This window comes from Oleiagrimonas citrea (assembly GCF_012395255.1).
GTDB lineage: Bacteria > Pseudomonadota > Gammaproteobacteria > Xanthomonadales > Rhodanobacteraceae > Oleiagrimonas > Oleiagrimonas citrea.
This window is the reverse complement of sequence record NZ_JAAZQD010000004.1, coordinates 501,004-518,756: the sequence shown is the minus strand read 5'-3', so window position 1 is coordinate 518,756 and position 17,753 is coordinate 501,004. Positions and strand designations below refer to the sequence as shown.

Here is a 17,753-nt window from a genome sequence, read left to right as displayed (position 1 = left end):
GAACGTCCCACACACGGCGACACACGCCGTCCGGGCGTCCGAACGCGCCCCGAATACGCAGGAGACCTCATGGACCAGGACATTCTGGTGCTCTACTACAGCCGCAGCGGTGCCACCGCGAAACTGGCGCGTCTGATCGCGCGCGGCATCGAGGAGGTGCCGGGCATGCATGCACGGCTGCGGCAGGTGCCTCCGGTCTCGCCGGTGACCGAAATCGCGCAGCCGCCGGAACCCGAGGACGGCGCGCCCTATGTCACGCGCGAAGATCTGGCCGAGTGCGCCGCCCTGGCGATGGGCAGCCCGACCCGTTTCGGCAACATGGCCGCGCCGCTGAAGCATTTCCTCGACGGCACCGGCGCCGAATGGGCCTCCGGTACGCTCGCCGGCAAGCCCGCCGCAGTGTTCACCGCCACCGGCACCATGCACGGCGGCCAGGAATCGACCCTGCTGTCGATGATGCTGCCGCTGCTGCATCACGGCATGCTGCTGGTCGGCATCCCGTACACCGAGGCCGCACTCAACACGACCCGCACGGGTGGATCGCCCTACGGCGCCAGCCACCTGGCCGGCGCGCAGCACGAGCTGGACATCAGCGAGCACGAACGCGAGCTCGCCCGCGCGCTGGGCAAGCGGCTGGCCGATGTCGCGCGACGCCTGGAAGCGAACGCATGAGCCGGGACACGCTCACGCTCAGCCCACGCCAACGCCGTGCCCGCCTGACCGGCTACCTCGGCTGGCTCGGCCTGATTGCCCTGCAGCCGATCTGGCATGCCTGGCTCGCGCCCGATCCGCACGAGCCCCTGAGCGCCGTGCTGATCCTCGCGCTGCTGCCGCTGCTGCTGCCGCTGCTGGCCATCCGCCGCCCGGCTCGCGCGTTGCTATGGGCGGGTATCGTGGCGCTATTCTATTTCTCGCACGGGGTGGCCGAGGCCTGGTCGCTGCCGAACGAACGCATGCTGGCGCTGGCCCAGGTCGCGCTGAGCCTGCTGCTGATCTTTGCCCTCGGCGCCGGCGTGCAGCGCCGCAGGAAGGCGTGACGCCTGCGGCTCGGCGCACGCGGCGTTTATAATTCGATTCTCCACCGCTGGCGCTGACCGTCATGGAATTCCTGCAGGACGCCCCACGACTGCCGCATCCGTTCCATCAGGATCGCCTGCTCAAGGCCCTGATCGCACAGCGTGTGCCGCCCGCGCGCCGCGCCGCGCTGGAGGCCGACCTGATCGCGCTGGGCGACTACGCCTGCATGGCCTACGAGCGTCGCCTGGCGAGCACGCCCGGCGAACCCGTGCTGACGCAATGGGGCCCCTGGGGCGAGCGCATCGACCGCATCGAACTGACCCAAGCCTGGCGCGAGGGACCCGAGTTGACCACGCGCCATGCCGTCCTCGCCGCCGGCCATGATGCCGAGGCCGGCGCGCACGGCCGGCTGGAACAGTTCATGCGCGTGTATCTGTACCACCTCGCCAGCGAGTTCTACACCTGCCCGCTGGCCATGACCGACGGCGCGGCCACCGCGCTCAAGGCCGCCGGGAACAAAGACATCATCGCGCGCGCCCTGCCGCACTTCCTCAGCCGCGAAAGCGACCGTTTCTGGCTATCGGGGCAGTGGATGACCGAGACTGCCGGTGGCTCCGATGTCGCTCGCACCGGCACCGTCGCCCGACGCGACGAGCAGGGCCAGTGGCGGCTGTACGGCCGCAAGTGGTTCACCTCGGCGGTGGTCGGCGAAGCCGCGCTGGCGCTGGCCCGCCCCGAAGGCGCGGGCGAAGGCACTGGCGGCCTGGCGCTGTTCTACGTCGAGACCAAGGATGCGCAGGGCCGCTGGCGCGATCTGAGCATCGACCGCCTGAAGAACAAGCTCGGCACCCGCGAACTGCCGACCGCGGAAATTCACCTGGACGGCCTGCCCGCCGAACCCGTCGCTGGCCTCGATCATGGCGTGCGTCGGGTCGCGCCGATGCTCAACGTCACCCGCACCTGGAATGCGGTCTGCGCTACGGCCAGCATGGCGCGCTGCCTGGCGCTGGCGAGCGATTACGCACGCCGCCGGCAGGCCTTCGGCCGGCCGCTGATCGAACAGCCGCTGCACGCCCGCACGCTGGCCGACATGCAGGCCGAGTTCGAGGGCGCGTTCGCCCTGACCTTCCATGTCGCCGAACTGCTCGGTCAGGTCGAACACCACACGGCCTCCCCGGCACAGACGCAGCTACTGCGTCTGCTCACGCCGCTGGCAAAACTGTGGACCGGCAAGCTGTCGGTCGCGATCGCCTCGGAGACACTTGAATGCTTCGGCGGCGCGGGCTACATCGAGGACACGGGCCTGCCCCAGCTGCTGCGCGACGCACAGGTGTATGCCATCTGGGAAGGCACGACCAACGTGCTGTCCCTGGACACGTTGCGCGCGCTGTCCGCCAGCAGTCTCGACCCGCTGAACGAAGAGATCGAACGCCTACTGACCCATCATGACGACCGCACCGCTGCCGAGGCCGTGCGCAGTGCATTGGACCGTGCGCGTGCCTTCATCGACGACTGCGGCAACGACGCCGCTCGACTGCAGGCCGGAGCGCGCGGGCTGGCGATCACACTGGCGCGATGCATGGCGGCCGCCCTGCTCGCCGCACGTGCGGGCGAGTCATCCGACGACCGACGTCCCGCCCTCGCGCTGCGCTGTTTTCTCGCGCATGGCCTCGACCGCCTGACCGATATCGACACCGACACACTCGCCCTGCTCGATTGAGCGGGCGACCCCACGAAATGGCGCCGTGCACGCGCATCACGCCTCATTCATCGACACCGCATCACGTACGCAATCACGCAATCAGGATCCCTCCATGCAGCATCTGACCATCGTCACCACCGGCGGCACCATCGACAAGATCTACTTCGACGCCAAGTCCGACTACCAGATCGGCGCGCCGCAGATCGGCGATATCCTCGGCCAGCTCGGCGTCGGCTTCCGCTTCGACGTGGTCTCGATCCTGCGCAAGGACAGTCTGGACATGACCGATGACGACCGCCAGCTGATCCGCCGCACCATCGAGGCGCAGCCGCATCGCCACGTACTGGTGACGCACGGCACCGACTCCATGGTCGACACCGCGCGCATGCTGCAGGGCATCGAGGGCAAGACCATCGTGCTGACCGGCGCCCTGAATCCGGCGCGGTTCCAGGGCTCGGACGCGGTGTTCAACATCGGCTGCGCGGTCGGCGCGGTGCAGAGCCTGCCCGATGGCGTCTGGATCGCCATGAACGGCCGCGTATGGGATCCGATGCGCGTACGCAAGAATCGCGACGCCAACCGCTTCGAGGAAATCCCCGCCGCCTGAGACCGACACGCGGACAAAAAAATGCCCGGCTGCGTGGGCCGGGCAACAAGCGTCCTCCATGACGCATACATCCATGTAGCAGGTCTGGGGGTAGACCCGGCGTCCTTGCCGATGCACGCCGGACGGCGTGCAATTGCTCGATAACCCGGGCCGGCGTCATCGCGCGCCGACCCGGGGTTGTGCGCTTACTGCGTGGTCAGCGTGATGTCATCCAGCACGAACGAGGTCTGGTTGGAGTAGTCCTCGGTGCCGGTGAACTTCACGACCACCGTCTGTCCCGCGTAGGAAGACAAGCTGGCGGTGTGAGCGGTGTATCCTGACGCCGCATTCAGGTTCGAATACGTCGCCAGCGTGCCCAGCAGGCTTCCCGACGTGTTGTAGACCTGCACCTTCAGCGTGTCGTAGGCGTACGAAGACGTGCCTTCGGCCGTGTCGATGTGCAGGTAGTACTTCAGTGTCGCCGAGCTGATGCCGGACGGAATCGAAACGGTCTGCGATACGGTGTCGGTGTGCGAGGAACCGTAGCCGTCCAGCCACGCGAACCACGAACCGGCATGCGCGGACTGGCCCGAGCAGGTGCTGTTGCTGCACAGCACGCCGGAGCTCAGCGACCACGGCGAGGCCGAGCCGCTCTCGAAGCCGGTGTTGCCCAGCAGCTGGCTGGAACCGCCACCACCGCCCGACACCGTGACCGAAGCCGTCTTGGTATCCGTCGCACCACCGTTGTCCGTCACCGTCAGGGTCACCGTATAGGTGCCGCCCGCGGAGTAGGTGTGACTCGGATTGGTGGCGGTCGAGGTCGAGCCGTCGCCGAAGTTCCAGGAACGCGAGGCGATCGAACCATCGCTATCGCTGGAAGAATCGGTGAAGTTGACGGTCAAGCCGTTCACGGAATCACTGAAGTTCGCGGTCGGTGGGTTGTTGCCACCGCTGCTGCCACCGATGTCATTGATGGCGTTGCTCAGGATCAGGCTGCCGCGGCCGCTAGCCAGGTCATAGCCAGTGCTGGCCGTGGAACCGCCGTTGTTGCCCGACGTGATGTCATGGAAGTCGGAAGCCGGCAGGTTGTACAGCAGCGGACCGGCAAAGCCGACGCCGGTGCCCTTGGTCGCGATCACGCGGGCCCACAGGCCCGAGAAGATCGGTGCCGAGAGGCTGGTGCCGCCGACCTGGGTCGTGCTGCCGTTGACGATGATCTTGGCGCCCGAATTCGGATCGCCGTCGAAGGCCACGTCAGCCACGCCACGATAGGTGCCGCTGTACAGCGTCTGCCAGCTCGGCTTCGGCTCGAAGGTGCTCTCGCTGCCGCCGCTGCTGCTCCACACGGTCTCACTGTTCCAGGTCGTGGTGGACGCATTCAGCGTCGTGCCCGCCACCGCGATGACATACTGCGAGGCAGCCGGCCAGCTTGGCGTAGTCCCACCGTTGCCGCACTCATCCGCACCGGAGTCGCCGGTCGAGATGGAGAAGGTCTGCCCCTGCGCCACGGCCTGCTGGAACGCTTGGTCCTGCGCCGCCGCCGAGCCGTCGCTCTTCGCCGAGGTCTCGCACTCGCCCAGCGACACATTGATGATCTTGGCCGCGTTGGCGCTGACCGCCGTGTTGATGTCCGCGGTCAGATTGGTGTTGGACAGGGTCGGGATGTTGTAGAAGATCAGCTTGCCGACCTGACCGCCGGCCGCGCCGACGACGTCCTGGCTGTCCAGATTCCATTCGTCGACACCGCTGGTGTCGGTGCTGGTGCCGTTGGTGTTGACCGTCTGCGTGGTCACCGTCGGCAGACCGTTGTTCGACGTGAAGGTGTTCAGGTCGGTCTTGGTCTGAGCCAGGCTGCCCTGGGTGATGATGCCGACCGTCACGCCCGCACCGGTGGCGACACCGGTGCCGCCATAGATGGCGGAGAAATCGGTCGGGTTGTGGCCGGTCACGCTCTGCGTGCTGGCACCGGCCATGACATGCGCGAACGTGTGCGGACGATAGACGTCCTGCAGGCCGATCACGGACAGCACCGAATCGCTCAGCGAAGCCGGGATGTGCACATCCGAGGAGTTCGCGAACGCGAGACGACCGCTCTTGGTACGTACGCGCTGCAGCGAGGTGTGAAACACTGCCTGCACGGTGCTAGCTGGCGCATCACCCGAGACCAGCATGTTGTTGCCGGCGATGGTGACGTTCTGGAAGCCGTAGCGACGCAGGTAGTTCGCCACCTTGTTCGCCTGGGCCGTGGTCGGGCCGTAGCTCTGCATGAACTGCGCCTTGCTCAGACGCGTATGCGCCAGCGGCGACAGGTGTTCGTGAGCGGCGGCGATGAAGTTCTTCAAGTCCTGGTGGTTGCGCAGCTTCAGCGCCACCGAAATATGCATCATCTGACCGGAGTCCATCGCACCGATCGCCGCCTGGTGGGCGTTCAGGTGCATGGCATGACCGACCACCGGCGACTGCGCGGTCGCCATGTCCGAGGCCTGACCACTGGCGGCCATGGCCGTACCAGCTGCGGCCAGTCCGACTGCGGCCGCCAGCATCTTCAATCGTGGAAAACTGCTTCGCATTGCTACTCCTCCGAATATAGAGCACGAGCGAACCTGCAGCGGCCCGTGCGTGCCACTCTGTAATGAGCTCAATCGCTCTCGACTTATCTACCCACCCAAATTCCCGCGACCCGATTCATTGCCACTCCCCCAGCCTCCATGACTGAAGCAATGCACGGGCACTGATGCCATTCATTGATGCATCGCGGAACATGTCGCCAACATCCCTTGGCTTATTTAAAAACGCTTATCCTCAGCATGAGGATTTAATAAAGATAAAAATATGCGTTAATTCGCATTTTTTATCCCGCGAGAAACCAAGTATTAATTCTTCCTGCACTTGCCTTTATTGTTGTATCACGCAGCAAATATGTCGAATACACGAATTCGGCAAACCACTGTCAGAATAGAAAGACCCGACCGCTAACCGCGGCCGGGTCTTCATGCGAAACGCCATGTAAGGGCTTCGCCGGCAGGTCTCAACCCACCCTTGCCTCGAACGAAACCCGCACCTCCCTGTGCGGGCGGAGCCTCAGAACTGCAGGCTCCAGTCGTCGATGTAACCGGTATCGCCGGCATAGACATCGTCGACCTTCAGACGCCACTGACCGTTCGGGTTCAAGCTGGACGCGTTGACCGTGTAGGTCTGATCGACGTTGTCGGTGCCGTCCGAACCGCTGGGGCTCTTCAGCACGACGCTGGATCCGCTCGGCGAGTACAGCGTGATGCGCAGATCGCCACGGTAGGTATGGACGATCTTCACATGCACCTGCAGGTCGCTCGGACCCGGGTTGGCTTCACCGCTGACGCTGATGTAGCTGCTCGCGGTGCTCTGGTCCGGGATGTTGACGTTGGTCGAGTTCTCATAGAACCCACCGCCGCCACCGCCACCGCCGCCGCTCGGCTCGGTCCAGGTCGCCTTCAGGGAGACGCCCGAGTAGCTGCTGTAGCCATACAGCTTGACGTAGTAGGTGCTGGTCGACGGCGACGAGAAGCTGCAGCTCTCGCTGTTGCCGTTCTTGTACGGGCGGCAGTCGTAGCTGCTCAGGGTCGGCTCCGAACCCAGTTTCACGTAGAGGTCAGCGTCACCGCTGCCGCCGGAGGTGGAGATCACCAAGTTGCTGGAACCCGAAGGCACCTGCACGGTATAGGTGTTGCTGAAGGCGCCCGAGCTGCCGGACAGCGATACGGCAGTACCGTTCTGCAGCGAACCGCCGGTGCCGCCACCACCGCCGCCGCCACCGCTCGGGCAGCTCACGCCGACAGCATTGAAGGCGCTGACCACGTCGCTGGTGGTGTAGCCCAGATCGTCCGAGGCACTCTCGACGCCGCAGGCGCCGCTGTTGAACGTCGCGGTCGAACTCCAGTACAGCGCATTGGCGCGCTCGAACACCTCGAAGGCCTTCTTGGTGTTCCAGCCGGAGGTCTTGGCCAGGGTGCAGAACGCCTTGTTGTAGACGCCGCTGGAGTAGTGCACGTTCAGACCGCTGTAGTAGTCCGCCGCGTTGTCGATCGACGAACCGTCCTGGGTCGGATTGCACATGTAGCGCAGCGCGGTGCCGCTCTTGATGATCTCGGCGCCCACCAGCCAGTCGTTGCTGCCGCGGTCGTAGTACTCGGCCGCTTCACCGGCCATGTCCGAGAACGCCTCGTTCATGCCGCCGGACTGGCCGGAATACTGCAGGTTAGAGTGCTGCTCGGTGAAACCGTGGCTGATTTCGTGACTGGTCACATCCAGCGAGGTCAGTGGGTAGAACGTGCTGGCGCCGTCGCCGAAGTTCATCGCCGAGCCGTCCCAGTACGCGTTCTCGTAGTTGCTGCCCAGATGCACCTTCATGACCAGCGTGAAGTTCAGCGGCGGTGCGCCGAACCAGTTGTTGTACATGTCATGCACGACCTGGCCGAAGTGATGCGCGTCGTTCTCCGGCGAGTAGGCGCCGTTCACGCCATCGCCCGTGTGCGTGTAGCACGGGAAGCTGACCAGCGTGCCCGAGCCGGACATCGCGTTGTTCATGTCGTAGGTCTTCACATCCGAGTTCGACAGCGAGCAGGTGCTGCCGGACGCGGTGACGACCAGCGCCGGATAGTCGGTGCCGTACTGATACTGACCGGTCTTCTGATTGCCGCCCGGGCCGTAGCCGTCGGCGGTGGTCAAACCGTCCCACTGCTCGATGATCTCGCCGGTGTTGGCATCGATGATCGCGGTCGGACGCGCCGGCTGGTTACCCGCCGCGAAGTACGAGGTTAGATAGACCAGACGCGCCTGCCCCTGCGACTCGGGATACACGTACAGGTCGGCCTTGGCGTTGTGGATCGACTGCCCCGGCGCCATGAACGGATTGTGACGCCCGCGCAGGACTTCCACCGCACGATCGCCGGTGAGCTTGGCGCGCATGTCCGAGGCGCTCAGGTTGAAAGACTGGGCGACGGGACCATTGGCCACCAGGGCCTGTCCCTGCGCGTTCTGCTCCACGGCGATGCTGCGGCCGTAGACGGGAACGCCGTTGTACATCTGCTGCATGCGAACCGTGTCGGTGCCGTGACGCGTCGGACGGCTGAAGCGCGCCTTGAACGACATGCCGTTGCCGAGACCGAGCGTGTGCGCGAGCTGGCTGGCCGGCGTGACGCCGAGCGTCCGTGCATGCAGATGCTCCGTGGTCGCGGCATTGGCCGTCGAGAACGCGGCCAGCCCCATGGCTGCGACCAGGATGTTCAAACGAAAAGTACCAGGCATTGGGTACAACCTCCTCCTAGGTGCCCGATGGCGCAACGCGTCCTCGTGACGGCATGGCCATCAAACGTGAGTGAACCGCGATTGCCGCGGTCGATTACCTTGCTGCCCCGAAGTCGTTCGAAATGCATAACGCGCTCTCCCCCTGCATCCCCGAGAGAGCGTTACTGAACGTTGGTTACATCGGTGACGGCATCCCCCAAGACGCCGTTTCGGAGCACCGCATTTACGTCTCCCCACGAAATGCGGCAAGGACAACCTAGAGCAGCCGGGAAAATGTCGTCAAGCCGGCTTTAGGAGTTTTTCCGATTTCATATTCATGAGTGATTAATTATTCATGAATCACACGCCGATGACTTCACATTATCGAAGCCACCGCGAAATGTTTTCCGATTATGTGTATCTAAAATGCCGATTCAATGATTGCCCGAACCCATCACATGAACCCGGCGCGGACGAAGCGCATAACCGATCGCGGCCAGCAGCAGGAAAAGCGGCGCCCCCCAGTACATGGGCGCGAGCAAGGCGTGCACCACGCCATGCGATGCGTCCCCGAGTTCGTACAGCGCCAATTCGGGATGTTCGCGAATCGGGACGAACGCGTCACCCCATACGGATTCGGCCAGGCGCATCGCCGGATCGCGCATGAAGGGCGTCCACTGCAATGCATGAGCACCAGCGACCAGATAGGTGTGTCGAAGCGGAGCCTGCAGACGCGCCTGGGACGCAACCGCTGCGCCGACAACAGGCTGCGCGCGCAGACCGGCGTGCGCGTAGACCTCGACCAACAACATCGCAACGCCGAGCATCGCAGCCCAGGCGTACCAACGGATCTTCTTCATGGAGGCCTCCAGTCAGATACCGGCAGTGTCGAGCCGCCGAACCGGGACCGCGCATCGAATCAGAGCATGCCGGTCTCGAGCTTGGCGGCGTCTGACATCATGGACTGATTCCACGGCGGATCAAACACCATATCGACATCGGCCTCGGACACGGTGGGAATCAGTTCCAGCTTGGTGCGCACGTCATCGACCAGGATGTCGCCCATGCCGCAGCCGGGCGCGGTCAGGGTCATCTTCACATAGACCTTGCGCGAACCATCCTCGTCCGGATCCAGGCTGACGTCGTAGACCAGCCCCAGTTCGACGATGTTGACCGGGATTTCCGGATCGAAGCAGGTGCGCAGCTGCGACCAGACCAGCTTCTCCACATCCTCATCGCTGGCGTCCTCGGCCAGCTCGATCGGTGCCGGAGGCTCCTTGCCCAGCGCCTCCGCGTCCTGGCCGGCGATGCGGAACAGATTGCCTTCCACATACACCGTGAAGCTGCCGCCCAGAGCCTGGGTGATGTAGCCGATCTGCCCCGCGGGAAGCGTGACCGTCTCGCCGACGGGCACCATCACCGCCTCGCAATCGCGCTGCAGGGTGAAAGGTTCGCTGCTGAGACTGAAACCGGACATGAGAATCGATGCGTGGAATGGATCGGTCATTATGACATGCGTCCGGCTCGCGCCCATGCCAAGGCGAGGATGCGCGTTTCGACACAGGCGCTATCATGCGCCCCTTGCCGAGGAGGATGCCCATGGGCCGAGCCACACCCGACCCGATGTCGAACCATTCCCGCGCCGTCTCGATGACGACGCTGCTGTTCTCGACGTTCAGCGCCGCCATGATCGCGCTGGCCGCAGGCGCACTGTGGCTGCTGCTCAACCTGTTTATGCCGAGCTGGCATACCGCCGTCTGGCTGGCGCTGCCAATGGGCCTGTTGATCGGCCACGTCATGCGGCACTGGGTCATCGACGAGCCGCTGCCCGCTGCCGTGCTTGCCGCCCTGGCGACGTTGCTGGCCTGTGCCTACATGCGCTTCCTGTTCGCTGCCGCCGATCTGGCCGGCACCTTCGGCATGAGCTTCATGCAGGCCCTGCGCCGCGCCGGCAGCGGCATGCTGGCGCATCTCGCATGGGCTTCGCTGAGCGCAGGCGCGATTGCGATCTACATCTTCGCCGCCCTGCTCGCCGCCGTGCTGGCATGGCGAGGGCGTCGACGACGCGGCGCGGACTAGCGCCCTAGGCGTCCAACCCCTTCAATTCGCTGACCAGTTGGGCGGCCATCGCCTGACCGTCGCCAAACAGCATGCGCGTGTTGTCGGCATAGAACAGCGCGTTCTCGATGCCGGCAAAGCCCTTGCCGCGGCCGCGCTTGATGACAATGGTCTGCTTTGCGGCCACCACGTCCAGCACCGGCATGCCGTAGATCGGCGAGGACGGGTCCGTCTTGGCCACCGGATTGACCACGTCGTTGGCGCCGATCACCAGCACCACGTCGGTGTTGGGGAATTCCGGATTGACGTCCTCCATGTCCACGATCAGGTCGTAGGGCACGCCGGCCTCGGCCAGCAGGACGTTCATGTGACCCGGCATGCGACCGGCGACGGGATGGATGGCGAAGCGCACCTTCACGCCGCGCTCGATCAGCTGATGCGCGAACTCCCAGACCTTGTGCTGCGCCTGCGCCACGGCCATGCCGTAGCCCGGCACAATCACCACACGCTCGGCGTAGGCCATCATCACCGCGGCGTCGGAGGCCTCGATCTCCTTCTGCGCGCCATCGATGGCCTGCCCCTCACCGGTCGCCGCACCGAAGCTGCCGAACAGCACATTGCCCAGTGAGCGATTCATGGCCTTGGCCATCAGTTGCGTCAGCAACGTGCCCGCGGCGCCAACGACTGTGCCGGCGATGATCATGGCTTCGTTCTGCAGCACGAAGCCCTCGAAGGCCACGGCCAGACCGGTCAGGGCGTTGTACAGCGAGATCACCACCGGCATGTCAGCACCGCCGATCGGCAGTGTCATCAGCAGACCGAACACCAGCGCCGCGAGCAGGAACCCGCCGATCACGGCCATCGCCGGCGGCGCGAAAATCAGCACGCCGCCGAGCACGATCGCCAGCAGCAGGATCAGCACATTGAAGACCTGCTGGCCCGGAAACACGAAGCGACGGTCCATCCAACCCTGCAGCTTGGCGAAGGCGATCAGCGAACCGGAAAACGACACCGCACCGATCAACACGCCCAGCACCGCCAGCACCAGCGCTGCCGGCGCCATGGGCGGTGCGCTGTCGAGCATCGCCTCGCGCGCGGCGACCACGAGTTCGAACACGCCGATGGCAGCAGCCGCGCCGCCACCCATGCCGTTGTACAGCGCCACCATCTGCGGCATGTCGGTCATCGCCACGCGCTTGCCGGACCACCAGGCGAGCCCGCCGGCCACGACAATGCCCAGCACGACCAGGCTTCGATGATGCATGTCCGGCAGCAACATGGTCGCCAGCACCGCCACCAGCATGCCCACGCCGGCCCAGACCACACCGCCACGCGCGGTGCGCGGCGAACTCATGCGCTTGAGCCCGAGAATGAACAACAGCGCCGCCAGCAGATAACAGGCGCGAATCACGCCCGGAAGCCAGCGCAGCAAGAGATCGGCGCTCATGAGCGTTTCTCCTCGTTCGCGCCGCCCGGCCGACTGGTCTTGAACATCTCCAGCATGCGCTCGGTGACCACATAGCCGCCGACCGCGTTGCCGGCGGCGAGCAGAACCGCAATGAAGCCGATGGCGATATCCAGCGGCCCGTCGGCGTGTCCCAGCGCGACCATCGCGCCGACCAGCACAATGCCGTGAACGAAGTTGGAACCGGACATCAGCGGCGTGTGCAAAATCACCGGCACGCGCGCGATGATCTCGTAGCCAGTGAACGCCGCCAGCATGAAGATGTACAGTGCTACAAACCCGTCGATCATCGGTGCCCCCGGAGCGTGGATGCGGATCGGACTGCCGGACCATCATACGGAAACCCGCCCATCGGGCCAGCCCAAGCGGCGTTTCGCCAGTCAACCCCGATCGCGCCTCATGCGTTAACGGATACAAGCAGTGAACACGGATCCAAAACATGATGCCGAGGAGCTCGTGGACGTGAACGCATCGGCCTCGCTCGCCGCGGACGACCGCGCACCGTCGACACCGGTGTCGATGGATGCCTTCCTGGTGCAAATCGAGCGCCGGGCCTGGCGCATGGCGAAACTCGCGCTGGGCGACCCGGAAGAGGCTCACGACGCGGTGCAGGACGCCATGCTGCGCCTGGTGCGCAGCTACCGGAACAAGCCAGCGGACGAGTGGACACCGCTGTTCTGGGGCATCCTGCGGCGACGCATCACCGATCTGCAGCGCCGTCGCAAGGTGCGCTCGATCATGGTGAACTGGCTCAGCGGCCGTCGCGACGACCACGGCGAAGACATGCCCGCCTGGGAGCCGCCTGACCACGGCCCGGGACCGCAGCGCCAGGTCGCCGACCGACAGGCCTGGGACGCGGTCAGCGAAGCCGTGAAGCAACTGCCGCAACGCCAGCGCGAAGCCTTCATGCTGCGTACGCTGGAACAATTGAGCGTGGCCGAGACCGCCGCGGCCATGGGTTGCTCGGAGGGCAGCGTGAAGACCCATCTTTCCCGCGCCCTGCACAGCCTGAGAGATCAACTGGAGGACTGGCAATGAGTCCGCAAACCGAACGTGAATTCCAGGATCGGCTGCGTGCGCTGTACCGGCGCACCGGCGACGAGGTCGACACGGCCACCGCCGCCCGTCTCCGCGACGCGCGCCGCAAGGCCCTGGAGGCAGCGGAACGCCCGTACCTGAGCCGCTGGCTGGTGCCGGCTGGTGCTGTCGCCGCCTGCCTGCTCGCGGTCGTGATGATCTGGCCTTCCGCCCCCCATCCATCGCGGCACGCCGTCACGCCCACCGCGGTGACGGCCAGCGACAACGACCCCAGCGACGCCCTGCCGCCGGACCCCGACAGCACCGATCCGGCGCTGTACGAGGACATGGATTTCTACGCCTGGCTGGCCCAGCAACCGGCCACGGCCTCGCACACCCCTCGCGGAGGCTGACCCCATGCTGCGCACGACCTGGATACTCGCGGCCCTGCTGCTGATCGGCTCAACCCCGGTCCTGGCCGCACGCGGGCCGCTCCCACCACCACCGCCGCCAAACCATGCGGATGCGCCGTCCCCGGCGCGCCCCGTGCCGTGGAGTCGCCTCGACCCCGACACCCGCCGAATGCTCGCGCCGATGCGTCCGCGCTGGGACCGCATGTCGCCGCGCCACCAGCAGCACTTGCTGCGCCGGGCCGAGCGCTGGAAGCATCTGTCGCCGGAACGCCGCGAACGCATCCGTGAACACATCGCACGCTGGGAGCGCATGACGCCCGAACAGCGCCGGGAGGCCCGCGCCAATCACCGTCGCTATGAACACATGTCCCCGCAGGAGCGTCGTGCACTGCATCATGCCTACGAGCGTTTCCAGTCGATGTCGCCGCAACAGCGAGACAAACTACGGCGCGAGTGGCGGCGCATGACGCCCGAGCAGCGCAAGCGCTGGATGCACGACCACCCGCCTTCTTCTGGCGGTCGCTGAGCAATCGCAGCGCGCGGCTGTCTCGTTTCAGCCGGCGGTGAAGCGAACCTCGCCGCCGTGCGCCACGCAGCTGCGCGCCAGCAACTCGTCGTCGAAATCGAGAAGCACGCCGTCCTCGCCGAGCAGCAGCGCCGAGAAATGCTGCAGATTGCGCGCGAACATCTGCGAAGCGTGAAAGGCCGCGCCGGACGCCAGGTTCAGCGGACCGATGACAGTGCGTCCCCGATGATCGATCTGTTCGCCGGGATGGGTCAGCTCGCAGTTGCCGCCACCCTCGGCGGCCAGATCCACGACCAGCGCGCCCGGCTTCATGCCCTCGACCATCGCCTGCGTCAGAATGCGCGGCGCCGGACGCCCCGGCACCGCAGCCGTGGTGACGACCACATCGATGCCGGCCAGATGATCGGCCAGCGCCTGCTGCTGCGCCGCCCGCTCTTCGGCGGAAAGCTCACGGGCGTAGCCGCCCTTGCCGGCCGCGTCGACACCCAGTTCGAGAAACTTCGCGCCGAGCGACTGCACCTGCTCGCGGGTCTCGCTGCGCACGTCGTAGCCCTCCACCTGCGCACCCAGCCGGCGCGCCGTGGCAATGGCCTGCAATCCGGCCACGCCGGCGCCGATCACCAGCACCCGGGACGGGCGGATGGTGCCCGCTGCCGTGGTCAGCATGGGAAAGAATTTCGGGCAATGCTCGGCCGCGATCAGCATGGCCCGGTAACCGGCCACCGCCGCCTGCGAACTGAGGATATCCATGGCCTGCGCGCGCGTGGTGCGCGGCAGCAGCTCCAGCGCGAACGCGGTGACGCCCTGCCCGGCCAGTCGCTGCAGGGATTCGGCATGGCGATGGGGCTGCAACGCGCCGATCAGCACGCTCCCCCGCCGCAAGCCGGCCAGACGCGAAGCCTCCGGCATCTGCAGGCACCACAGCAGGTCGGCGCGCGCCAGAACCGCCTCGGCATCGTCGAATGTCGCGTCCTCGTAGGCATCATCCGGAAATCCCGCGGACACGCCGGCGTCGCGCTCGAGCAGGACCTCAACGCCACTCGCGCGCAGCTTCTTCACCACTTCAGGAACGATGGCCACGCGACGCTCGCCGGCAGCGGTCTCGCGCAGGGCCGCAACTGTGACAGTCATCCTCGCCTCCCGTACGGTCTTGCCGCATCGTACACGATGCCGCGATGCCAACACGCAACGGCAAGACATTGCCGATACACTGGCGGGACAAGACCACTTCGGGGGCGGGAAGCCGATGAATCCAGATCAACTCATGCAGCAGGCGCGGCAGTCACGGGATCGGGCCTACGCGCCCTACTCGAACTTTCACGTCGGCGCCGCCGTACTGACGCATGACGGCCAGGTGTTCGGCGGCTGCAATATCGAGAACGCTTCCTACGGCTTGTGCAACTGCGCCGAACGCACGGCGCTGTTCAGCGCCATCGCGGCAGGCTGCAAACCCGGGGATTTCGCGCACATCGCCGTCATCAGCGACACCGAAGCGCCCGTGACTCCGTGCGGCGCCTGCCGCCAGGTCATGGCCGAACTGGCCGCCGCCGATACGCCGGTCACCCTCGCCAACACAAAGGGACAGCAGCGCCGGACCACGGTCGCCGCCCTGCTGCCCGACGCCTTCCGTTTCGACGGAGGCGCCTGAACCACTTTCCAGGAATCAACGATTCATGTCCGACGACGCCCTCCACGTTCTGCTGAACCGCTGCTCCGTGCCCTCGCGCCAGCTCGAAGCTCCCGGCCCCGACGCGAGTGAGCTGGAGCATCTGCTGACCGGCGCCATCCGCGTGCCCGATCACGGCAAGCTCGAACCCTGGCGGCTGGTCACGCTGCAGGGCGATGCGAAACTGGAGTTCGGCCGCCGTCTGGCACAGCGCGCCGTGGAACGGGACCCGGATCTGCCTCCTGCCAAGCGCGAGAAAGAGACGCTGCGCTATACCTTCGCCCCGCTCGTGGTCACGGTGATCGCCCGCATCCAGGAAGGCCGCATCCCCGAACAGGAACAACTGCTGTCGGCCGGTTGCGTCGCCTACAACCTGCTGCTGGGCGCACAGGCCATGGGCTACGGCGCGCAATGGCTGACCGGATGGGCCGCGTACGATCCCGAAGTCGCCGGCATCCTCGGGCTCGCCGCACACGAACGTGTGGTGGGTTTCGTGCACATCGGCACGCCGAAGCTGGACGTTCCTCAGCGCGACCGCCCCGACCTCGCCGACATCGTCAGCGCCTGGACGCCGTGAACACCGCAGCCCGCCGCGCCGCTCCGGCCTACCTGATCGACGGCAGCCTGTATGTGTTCCGCGCCTGGCATTCGATGCCGGACGACTTCGTCGACCGCGAAGGCCGGCCGGTCAATGCCGTGCACGGCTACACGCGCTTCCTGTGCGACCTGATCGAACGCGAACGCCCCCTGCACCTGATGGTGGCCTTCGACGCCGCGTTGACCACGTCCTTCCGTAACACGCTCTATCCGCCCTACAAGGCGAACCGCGAGTTGCCGCCACCCGACCTGGAGCGACAGTTCGAATTGTGCCGCGCCGTAACCGAGGCCATGGGCGTCACCGCACTGGCCCATCACAGCTACGAAGCCGACGACCTGATCGGCTCGATGCTGTGGACACTTCGGGCGCAGGGGCTGGACAGCATCATCGTCTCGGCGGACAAGGATTTCGGACAGCTCCTCGGCGAGCGCGACCGGCAATGGGATTTCGCGCGCAATCGCCGTTGGGGGCCGGAAGGCGTGCAGGAAAAGCTCGGGGTGCAGCCGCACCAGGTCGCCGACTATCTGGCACTGACCGGCGATGCCGTGGACAACATCCCCGGCGTCCCGGGTGTCGGCGCCAAGACCGCCGCCGCGCTGCTGAGCCACTTCGGCGACCTGGAAAGTCTGCTCGAACGTGTCGACGAAGTACCCTACCTGCGTCTGCGCGGTGCCGCCGCCTGTGCGACACGATTGCGCGAACATGCCGAATCCGCACGCCTGTTCGCACGCATCACCCGCATCGCCCTGGATGCGCCCGTGCCCGAGACCGCGGCCGAACTGCATCGCGAACGCTGCGATGCGGAACGCCTGGATGAACTTTGCGACCAGCTGCGCTTCGGTCCGCTGACGCGCTCGCGCCTGAAGGCGCTGGATGGAGAACCGCACGCATGACTCGAACCGCCGAAGACACAACGGCGCAGACGCTGTATCACGGCCAGTGGCTGACCCTGCGAAAACGCGGCCGCTGGGAGTTCGTCGAGCGCAACAATCCAGGCGGCGCTGCGATCATCATTGCAGTGACAGACGAAGACAAAGTGCTGTTCGTCGAACAGTACCGCGAGCCCATCCAGCAGCAGACCATCGAGATGCCGGCCGGCCTGATCGGCGATCTGAAGGAGCACGACGACGAAGACGCTTGCCTGGCGGCCCGACGCGAACTGGAAGAGGAAACTGGCTACGCGTGCGAACACGTGCACGTCATCCACGCCGGCCCTTCCTCGGCCGGCATGAGCACGGAAATGATGATCTTCGTGCGCGCCACCGGACTGCGCCGCACCGGACCGGGCGGCGGCGACGAGAGCGAACAGATCGTGGTCCACGAAGTGCCTCGACAAGAAGCCGGCGCATGGCTGCTTCGCATGAGCCGCGAGGGCTACTCCATCGACCCGAAGCTGTTCGCCGGGTTGTGGTTCCTCGAACACCCCGAAGCCTTCGGCTGAAG

19 protein-coding genes are annotated in these 17,753 nt (G+C 65.8%); 12 read left to right on the top strand and 7 right to left on the bottom strand.

Translation table 11 applies throughout. The annotated features are described in order from the left end of the window. Positions 1 to 69: 69 nt before the first annotated feature. The 4 genes from wrbA to HF690_RS12275 all read left to right on the top strand — a co-directional run bounded on the left by wrbA (position 70) and on the right by HF690_RS12275 (position 3,326). Positions 70 to 672, top strand: coding sequence for an NAD(P)H:quinone oxidoreductase (gene wrbA, locus HF690_RS12290; protein ID WP_168609630.1), 603 nt, complete (start codon positions 70 to 72; stop codon positions 670 to 672). Continuing rightward, complete coding sequence (locus tag HF690_RS12285) at positions 669 to 1,037, top strand: DUF2069 domain-containing protein (protein WP_113063538.1); 369 nt, start codon at positions 669 to 671, stop codon at positions 1,035 to 1,037. Before wrbA ends, HF690_RS12285 begins: the two co-directional genes overlap by 4 nt. A gap of 62 nt (positions 1,038 to 1,099) precedes the next feature. Further along, complete coding sequence (locus HF690_RS12280) at positions 1,100 to 2,737, top strand: acyl-CoA dehydrogenase family protein (RefSeq protein ID WP_168609629.1); 1,638 nt, start codon at positions 1,100 to 1,102, stop codon at positions 2,735 to 2,737. 94 nt (positions 2,738 to 2,831) lie between these two features. Further along, complete coding sequence (locus tag HF690_RS12275; RefSeq protein ID WP_113063540.1) at positions 2,832 to 3,326, top strand: asparaginase domain-containing protein; 495 nt, start codon at positions 2,832 to 2,834, stop codon at positions 3,324 to 3,326. A 185-nt stretch (positions 3,327 to 3,511) separates the two neighbouring features. Here HF690_RS12275 and HF690_RS12270 read toward each other — a convergent pair whose 3' ends face one another. The 4 genes from HF690_RS12270 to sufT all read right to left on the bottom strand — a co-directional run bounded on the left by HF690_RS12270 (position 3,512) and on the right by sufT (position 10,044). Beyond that, positions 3,512 to 5,875, bottom strand: a complete 2,364-nt coding sequence (locus HF690_RS12270; RefSeq protein ID WP_168609628.1) for a protease pro-enzyme activation domain-containing protein — start codon at positions 5,873 to 5,875, stop codon at positions 3,512 to 3,514. Positions 5,876 to 6,386: 511 nt separating this feature from the next. Then, positions 6,387 to 8,588 carry a M4 family metallopeptidase gene (locus HF690_RS12265; RefSeq protein WP_168609627.1) on the bottom strand — a complete coding sequence of 734 codons (2,202 nt, stop codon included), beginning with the start codon at positions 8,586 to 8,588 and terminating at the stop codon, positions 6,387 to 6,389. 413 nt (positions 8,589 to 9,001) lie between these two features. Then, on the bottom strand, positions 9,002 to 9,427 hold the full coding sequence (locus HF690_RS12260; RefSeq protein ID WP_113063543.1) for a hypothetical protein: 426 nt from the start codon (positions 9,425 to 9,427) through the stop codon (positions 9,002 to 9,004). Between the two features lie 59 nt (positions 9,428 to 9,486). After that, positions 9,487 to 10,044, bottom strand: a complete 558-nt coding sequence (gene sufT / locus HF690_RS12255) for a putative Fe-S cluster assembly protein SufT (RefSeq protein ID WP_113063544.1) — start codon at positions 10,042 to 10,044, stop codon at positions 9,487 to 9,489. A 122-nt stretch (positions 10,045 to 10,166) separates the two neighbouring features. Here sufT and HF690_RS12250 point away from each other — a divergent pair, with 122 nt between their 5' ends. After that, on the top strand, positions 10,167 to 10,646 hold the full coding sequence (locus tag HF690_RS12250) for a hypothetical protein (protein WP_240151739.1): 480 nt from the start codon (positions 10,167 to 10,169) through the stop codon (positions 10,644 to 10,646). Between the two features lie 4 nt (positions 10,647 to 10,650). Here the strand turns inward: HF690_RS12250 and HF690_RS12245 are convergent, their stop codons facing one another. Further along, on the bottom strand, positions 10,651 to 12,072 hold the full coding sequence (locus HF690_RS12245) for an NAD(P)(+) transhydrogenase (Re/Si-specific) subunit beta (protein ID WP_168609626.1): 1,422 nt from the start codon (positions 12,070 to 12,072) through the stop codon (positions 10,651 to 10,653). Then, complete coding sequence (locus HF690_RS12240) at positions 12,069 to 12,380, bottom strand: NAD(P) transhydrogenase subunit alpha part 2 (protein WP_168609625.1); 312 nt, start codon at positions 12,378 to 12,380, stop codon at positions 12,069 to 12,071. The genes HF690_RS12245 and HF690_RS12240 overlap by 4 nt, the downstream gene beginning before the upstream one ends. Positions 12,381 to 12,609: 229 nt before the next feature. Between HF690_RS12240 and HF690_RS12235 the strand changes: the two genes are divergently transcribed. Genes HF690_RS12235 through HF690_RS12225 form a run of 3 tightly spaced genes read left to right on the top strand, consistent with a single transcriptional unit; the run spans position 12,610 to position 14,046 of the window. Beyond that, the gene (locus tag HF690_RS12235; protein ID WP_168609668.1) at positions 12,610 to 13,128 is read left to right on the top strand and encodes an RNA polymerase sigma factor; all 519 of its coding nucleotides are present in this window, start codon (positions 12,610 to 12,612) and stop codon (positions 13,126 to 13,128) included. Continuing rightward, the gene (locus HF690_RS12230; RefSeq protein ID WP_113063547.1) at positions 13,125 to 13,520 is read left to right on the top strand and encodes a hypothetical protein; all 396 of its coding nucleotides are present in this window, start codon (positions 13,125 to 13,127) and stop codon (positions 13,518 to 13,520) included. Before HF690_RS12235 ends, HF690_RS12230 begins: the two co-directional genes overlap by 4 nt. A 4-nt stretch (positions 13,521 to 13,524) precedes the next feature. Next, positions 13,525 to 14,046, top strand: a complete 522-nt coding sequence (locus tag HF690_RS12225) for a DUF3106 domain-containing protein (protein WP_168609624.1) — start codon at positions 13,525 to 13,527, stop codon at positions 14,044 to 14,046. A gap of 27 nt (positions 14,047 to 14,073) precedes the next feature. Here the strand turns inward: HF690_RS12225 and HF690_RS12220 are convergent, their stop codons facing one another. Continuing rightward, positions 14,074 to 15,177 (bottom strand): NAD(P) transhydrogenase subunit alpha, encoded by a 1,104-nt coding sequence (locus tag HF690_RS12220; RefSeq protein ID WP_168609623.1) that lies wholly within the window; start codon positions 15,175 to 15,177, stop codon positions 14,074 to 14,076. Positions 15,178 to 15,292: 115 nt separating this feature from the next. Between HF690_RS12220 and cdd the strand changes: the two genes are divergently transcribed. The 4 genes from cdd to HF690_RS12200 are packed head-to-tail and all read left to right on the top strand — an operon-like array spanning position 15,293 to position 17,751. Further along, positions 15,293 to 15,694, top strand: coding sequence for a cytidine deaminase (gene cdd / locus HF690_RS12215; RefSeq protein WP_240151738.1), 402 nt, complete (start codon positions 15,293 to 15,295; stop codon positions 15,692 to 15,694). Between the two features lie 25 nt (positions 15,695 to 15,719). Then, the gene (locus HF690_RS15150) at positions 15,720 to 16,289 is read left to right on the top strand and encodes a nitroreductase family protein (RefSeq protein WP_168609621.1); all 570 of its coding nucleotides are present in this window, start codon (positions 15,720 to 15,722) and stop codon (positions 16,287 to 16,289) included. Beyond that, complete coding sequence (locus tag HF690_RS12205) at positions 16,277 to 17,203, top strand: 5'-3' exonuclease (protein WP_168184653.1); 927 nt, start codon at positions 16,277 to 16,279, stop codon at positions 17,201 to 17,203. The genes HF690_RS15150 and HF690_RS12205 overlap by 13 nt, the downstream gene beginning before the upstream one ends. Further along, on the top strand, positions 17,200 to 17,751 hold the full coding sequence (locus HF690_RS12200; protein WP_168609620.1) for an NUDIX hydrolase: 552 nt from the start codon (positions 17,200 to 17,202) through the stop codon (positions 17,749 to 17,751). The genes HF690_RS12205 and HF690_RS12200 overlap by 4 nt, the downstream gene beginning before the upstream one ends. Positions 17,752 to 17,753: the final 2 nt, after the last annotated feature.

Bases quoted from the DNA above. Each gene is read 5' to 3' on its own strand.
- HF690_RS12225 (WP_168609624.1), top strand. From the start codon at position 13,525: ATGCTGCGCACGACCTGGATACTCGCGGCCCTGCTGCTGATCGGCTCA.
- cdd (WP_240151738.1), top strand. From the start codon at position 15,293: ATGAATCCAGATCAACTCATGCAGCAGGCGCGGCAGTCACGGGATCGG.
- HF690_RS12240 (WP_168609625.1), bottom strand. From the start codon at position 12,380: ATGATCGACGGGTTTGTAGCACTGTACATCTTCATGCTGGCGGCGTTC.
- HF690_RS12260 (WP_113063543.1), bottom strand. From the start codon at position 9,427: ATGAAGAAGATCCGTTGGTACGCCTGGGCTGCGATGCTCGGCGTTGCG.
- HF690_RS12235 (WP_168609668.1), top strand. From the start codon at position 12,610: ATGGATGCCTTCCTGGTGCAAATCGAGCGCCGGGCCTGGCGCATGGCG.
- HF690_RS12270 (WP_168609628.1), bottom strand. From the start codon at position 5,875: ATGCGAAGCAGTTTTCCACGATTGAAGATGCTGGCGGCCGCAGTCGGA.
- HF690_RS12220 (WP_168609623.1), bottom strand. From the start codon at position 15,177: ATGACTGTCACAGTTGCGGCCCTGCGCGAGACCGCTGCCGGCGAGCGT.
- HF690_RS12275 (WP_113063540.1), top strand. From the start codon at position 2,832: ATGCAGCATCTGACCATCGTCACCACCGGCGGCACCATCGACAAGATC.
- sufT (WP_113063544.1), bottom strand. From the start codon at position 10,044: ATGTCCGGTTTCAGTCTCAGCAGCGAACCTTTCACCCTGCAGCGCGAT.
- HF690_RS12230 (WP_113063547.1), top strand. From the start codon at position 13,125: ATGAGTCCGCAAACCGAACGTGAATTCCAGGATCGGCTGCGTGCGCTG.
- HF690_RS12250 (WP_240151739.1), top strand. From the start codon at position 10,167: ATGGGCCGAGCCACACCCGACCCGATGTCGAACCATTCCCGCGCCGTC.
- HF690_RS15150 (WP_168609621.1), top strand. From the start codon at position 15,720: ATGTCCGACGACGCCCTCCACGTTCTGCTGAACCGCTGCTCCGTGCCC.
- HF690_RS12280 (WP_168609629.1), top strand. From the start codon at position 1,100: ATGGAATTCCTGCAGGACGCCCCACGACTGCCGCATCCGTTCCATCAG.
- HF690_RS12285 (WP_113063538.1), top strand. From the start codon at position 669: ATGAGCCGGGACACGCTCACGCTCAGCCCACGCCAACGCCGTGCCCGC.
- HF690_RS12200 (WP_168609620.1), top strand. From the start codon at position 17,200: ATGACTCGAACCGCCGAAGACACAACGGCGCAGACGCTGTATCACGGC.
- HF690_RS12245 (WP_168609626.1), bottom strand. From the start codon at position 12,072: ATGAGCGCCGATCTCTTGCTGCGCTGGCTTCCGGGCGTGATTCGCGCC.
- wrbA (WP_168609630.1), top strand. From the start codon at position 70: ATGGACCAGGACATTCTGGTGCTCTACTACAGCCGCAGCGGTGCCACC.
- HF690_RS12265 (WP_168609627.1), bottom strand. From the start codon at position 8,588: ATGCCTGGTACTTTTCGTTTGAACATCCTGGTCGCAGCCATGGGGCTG.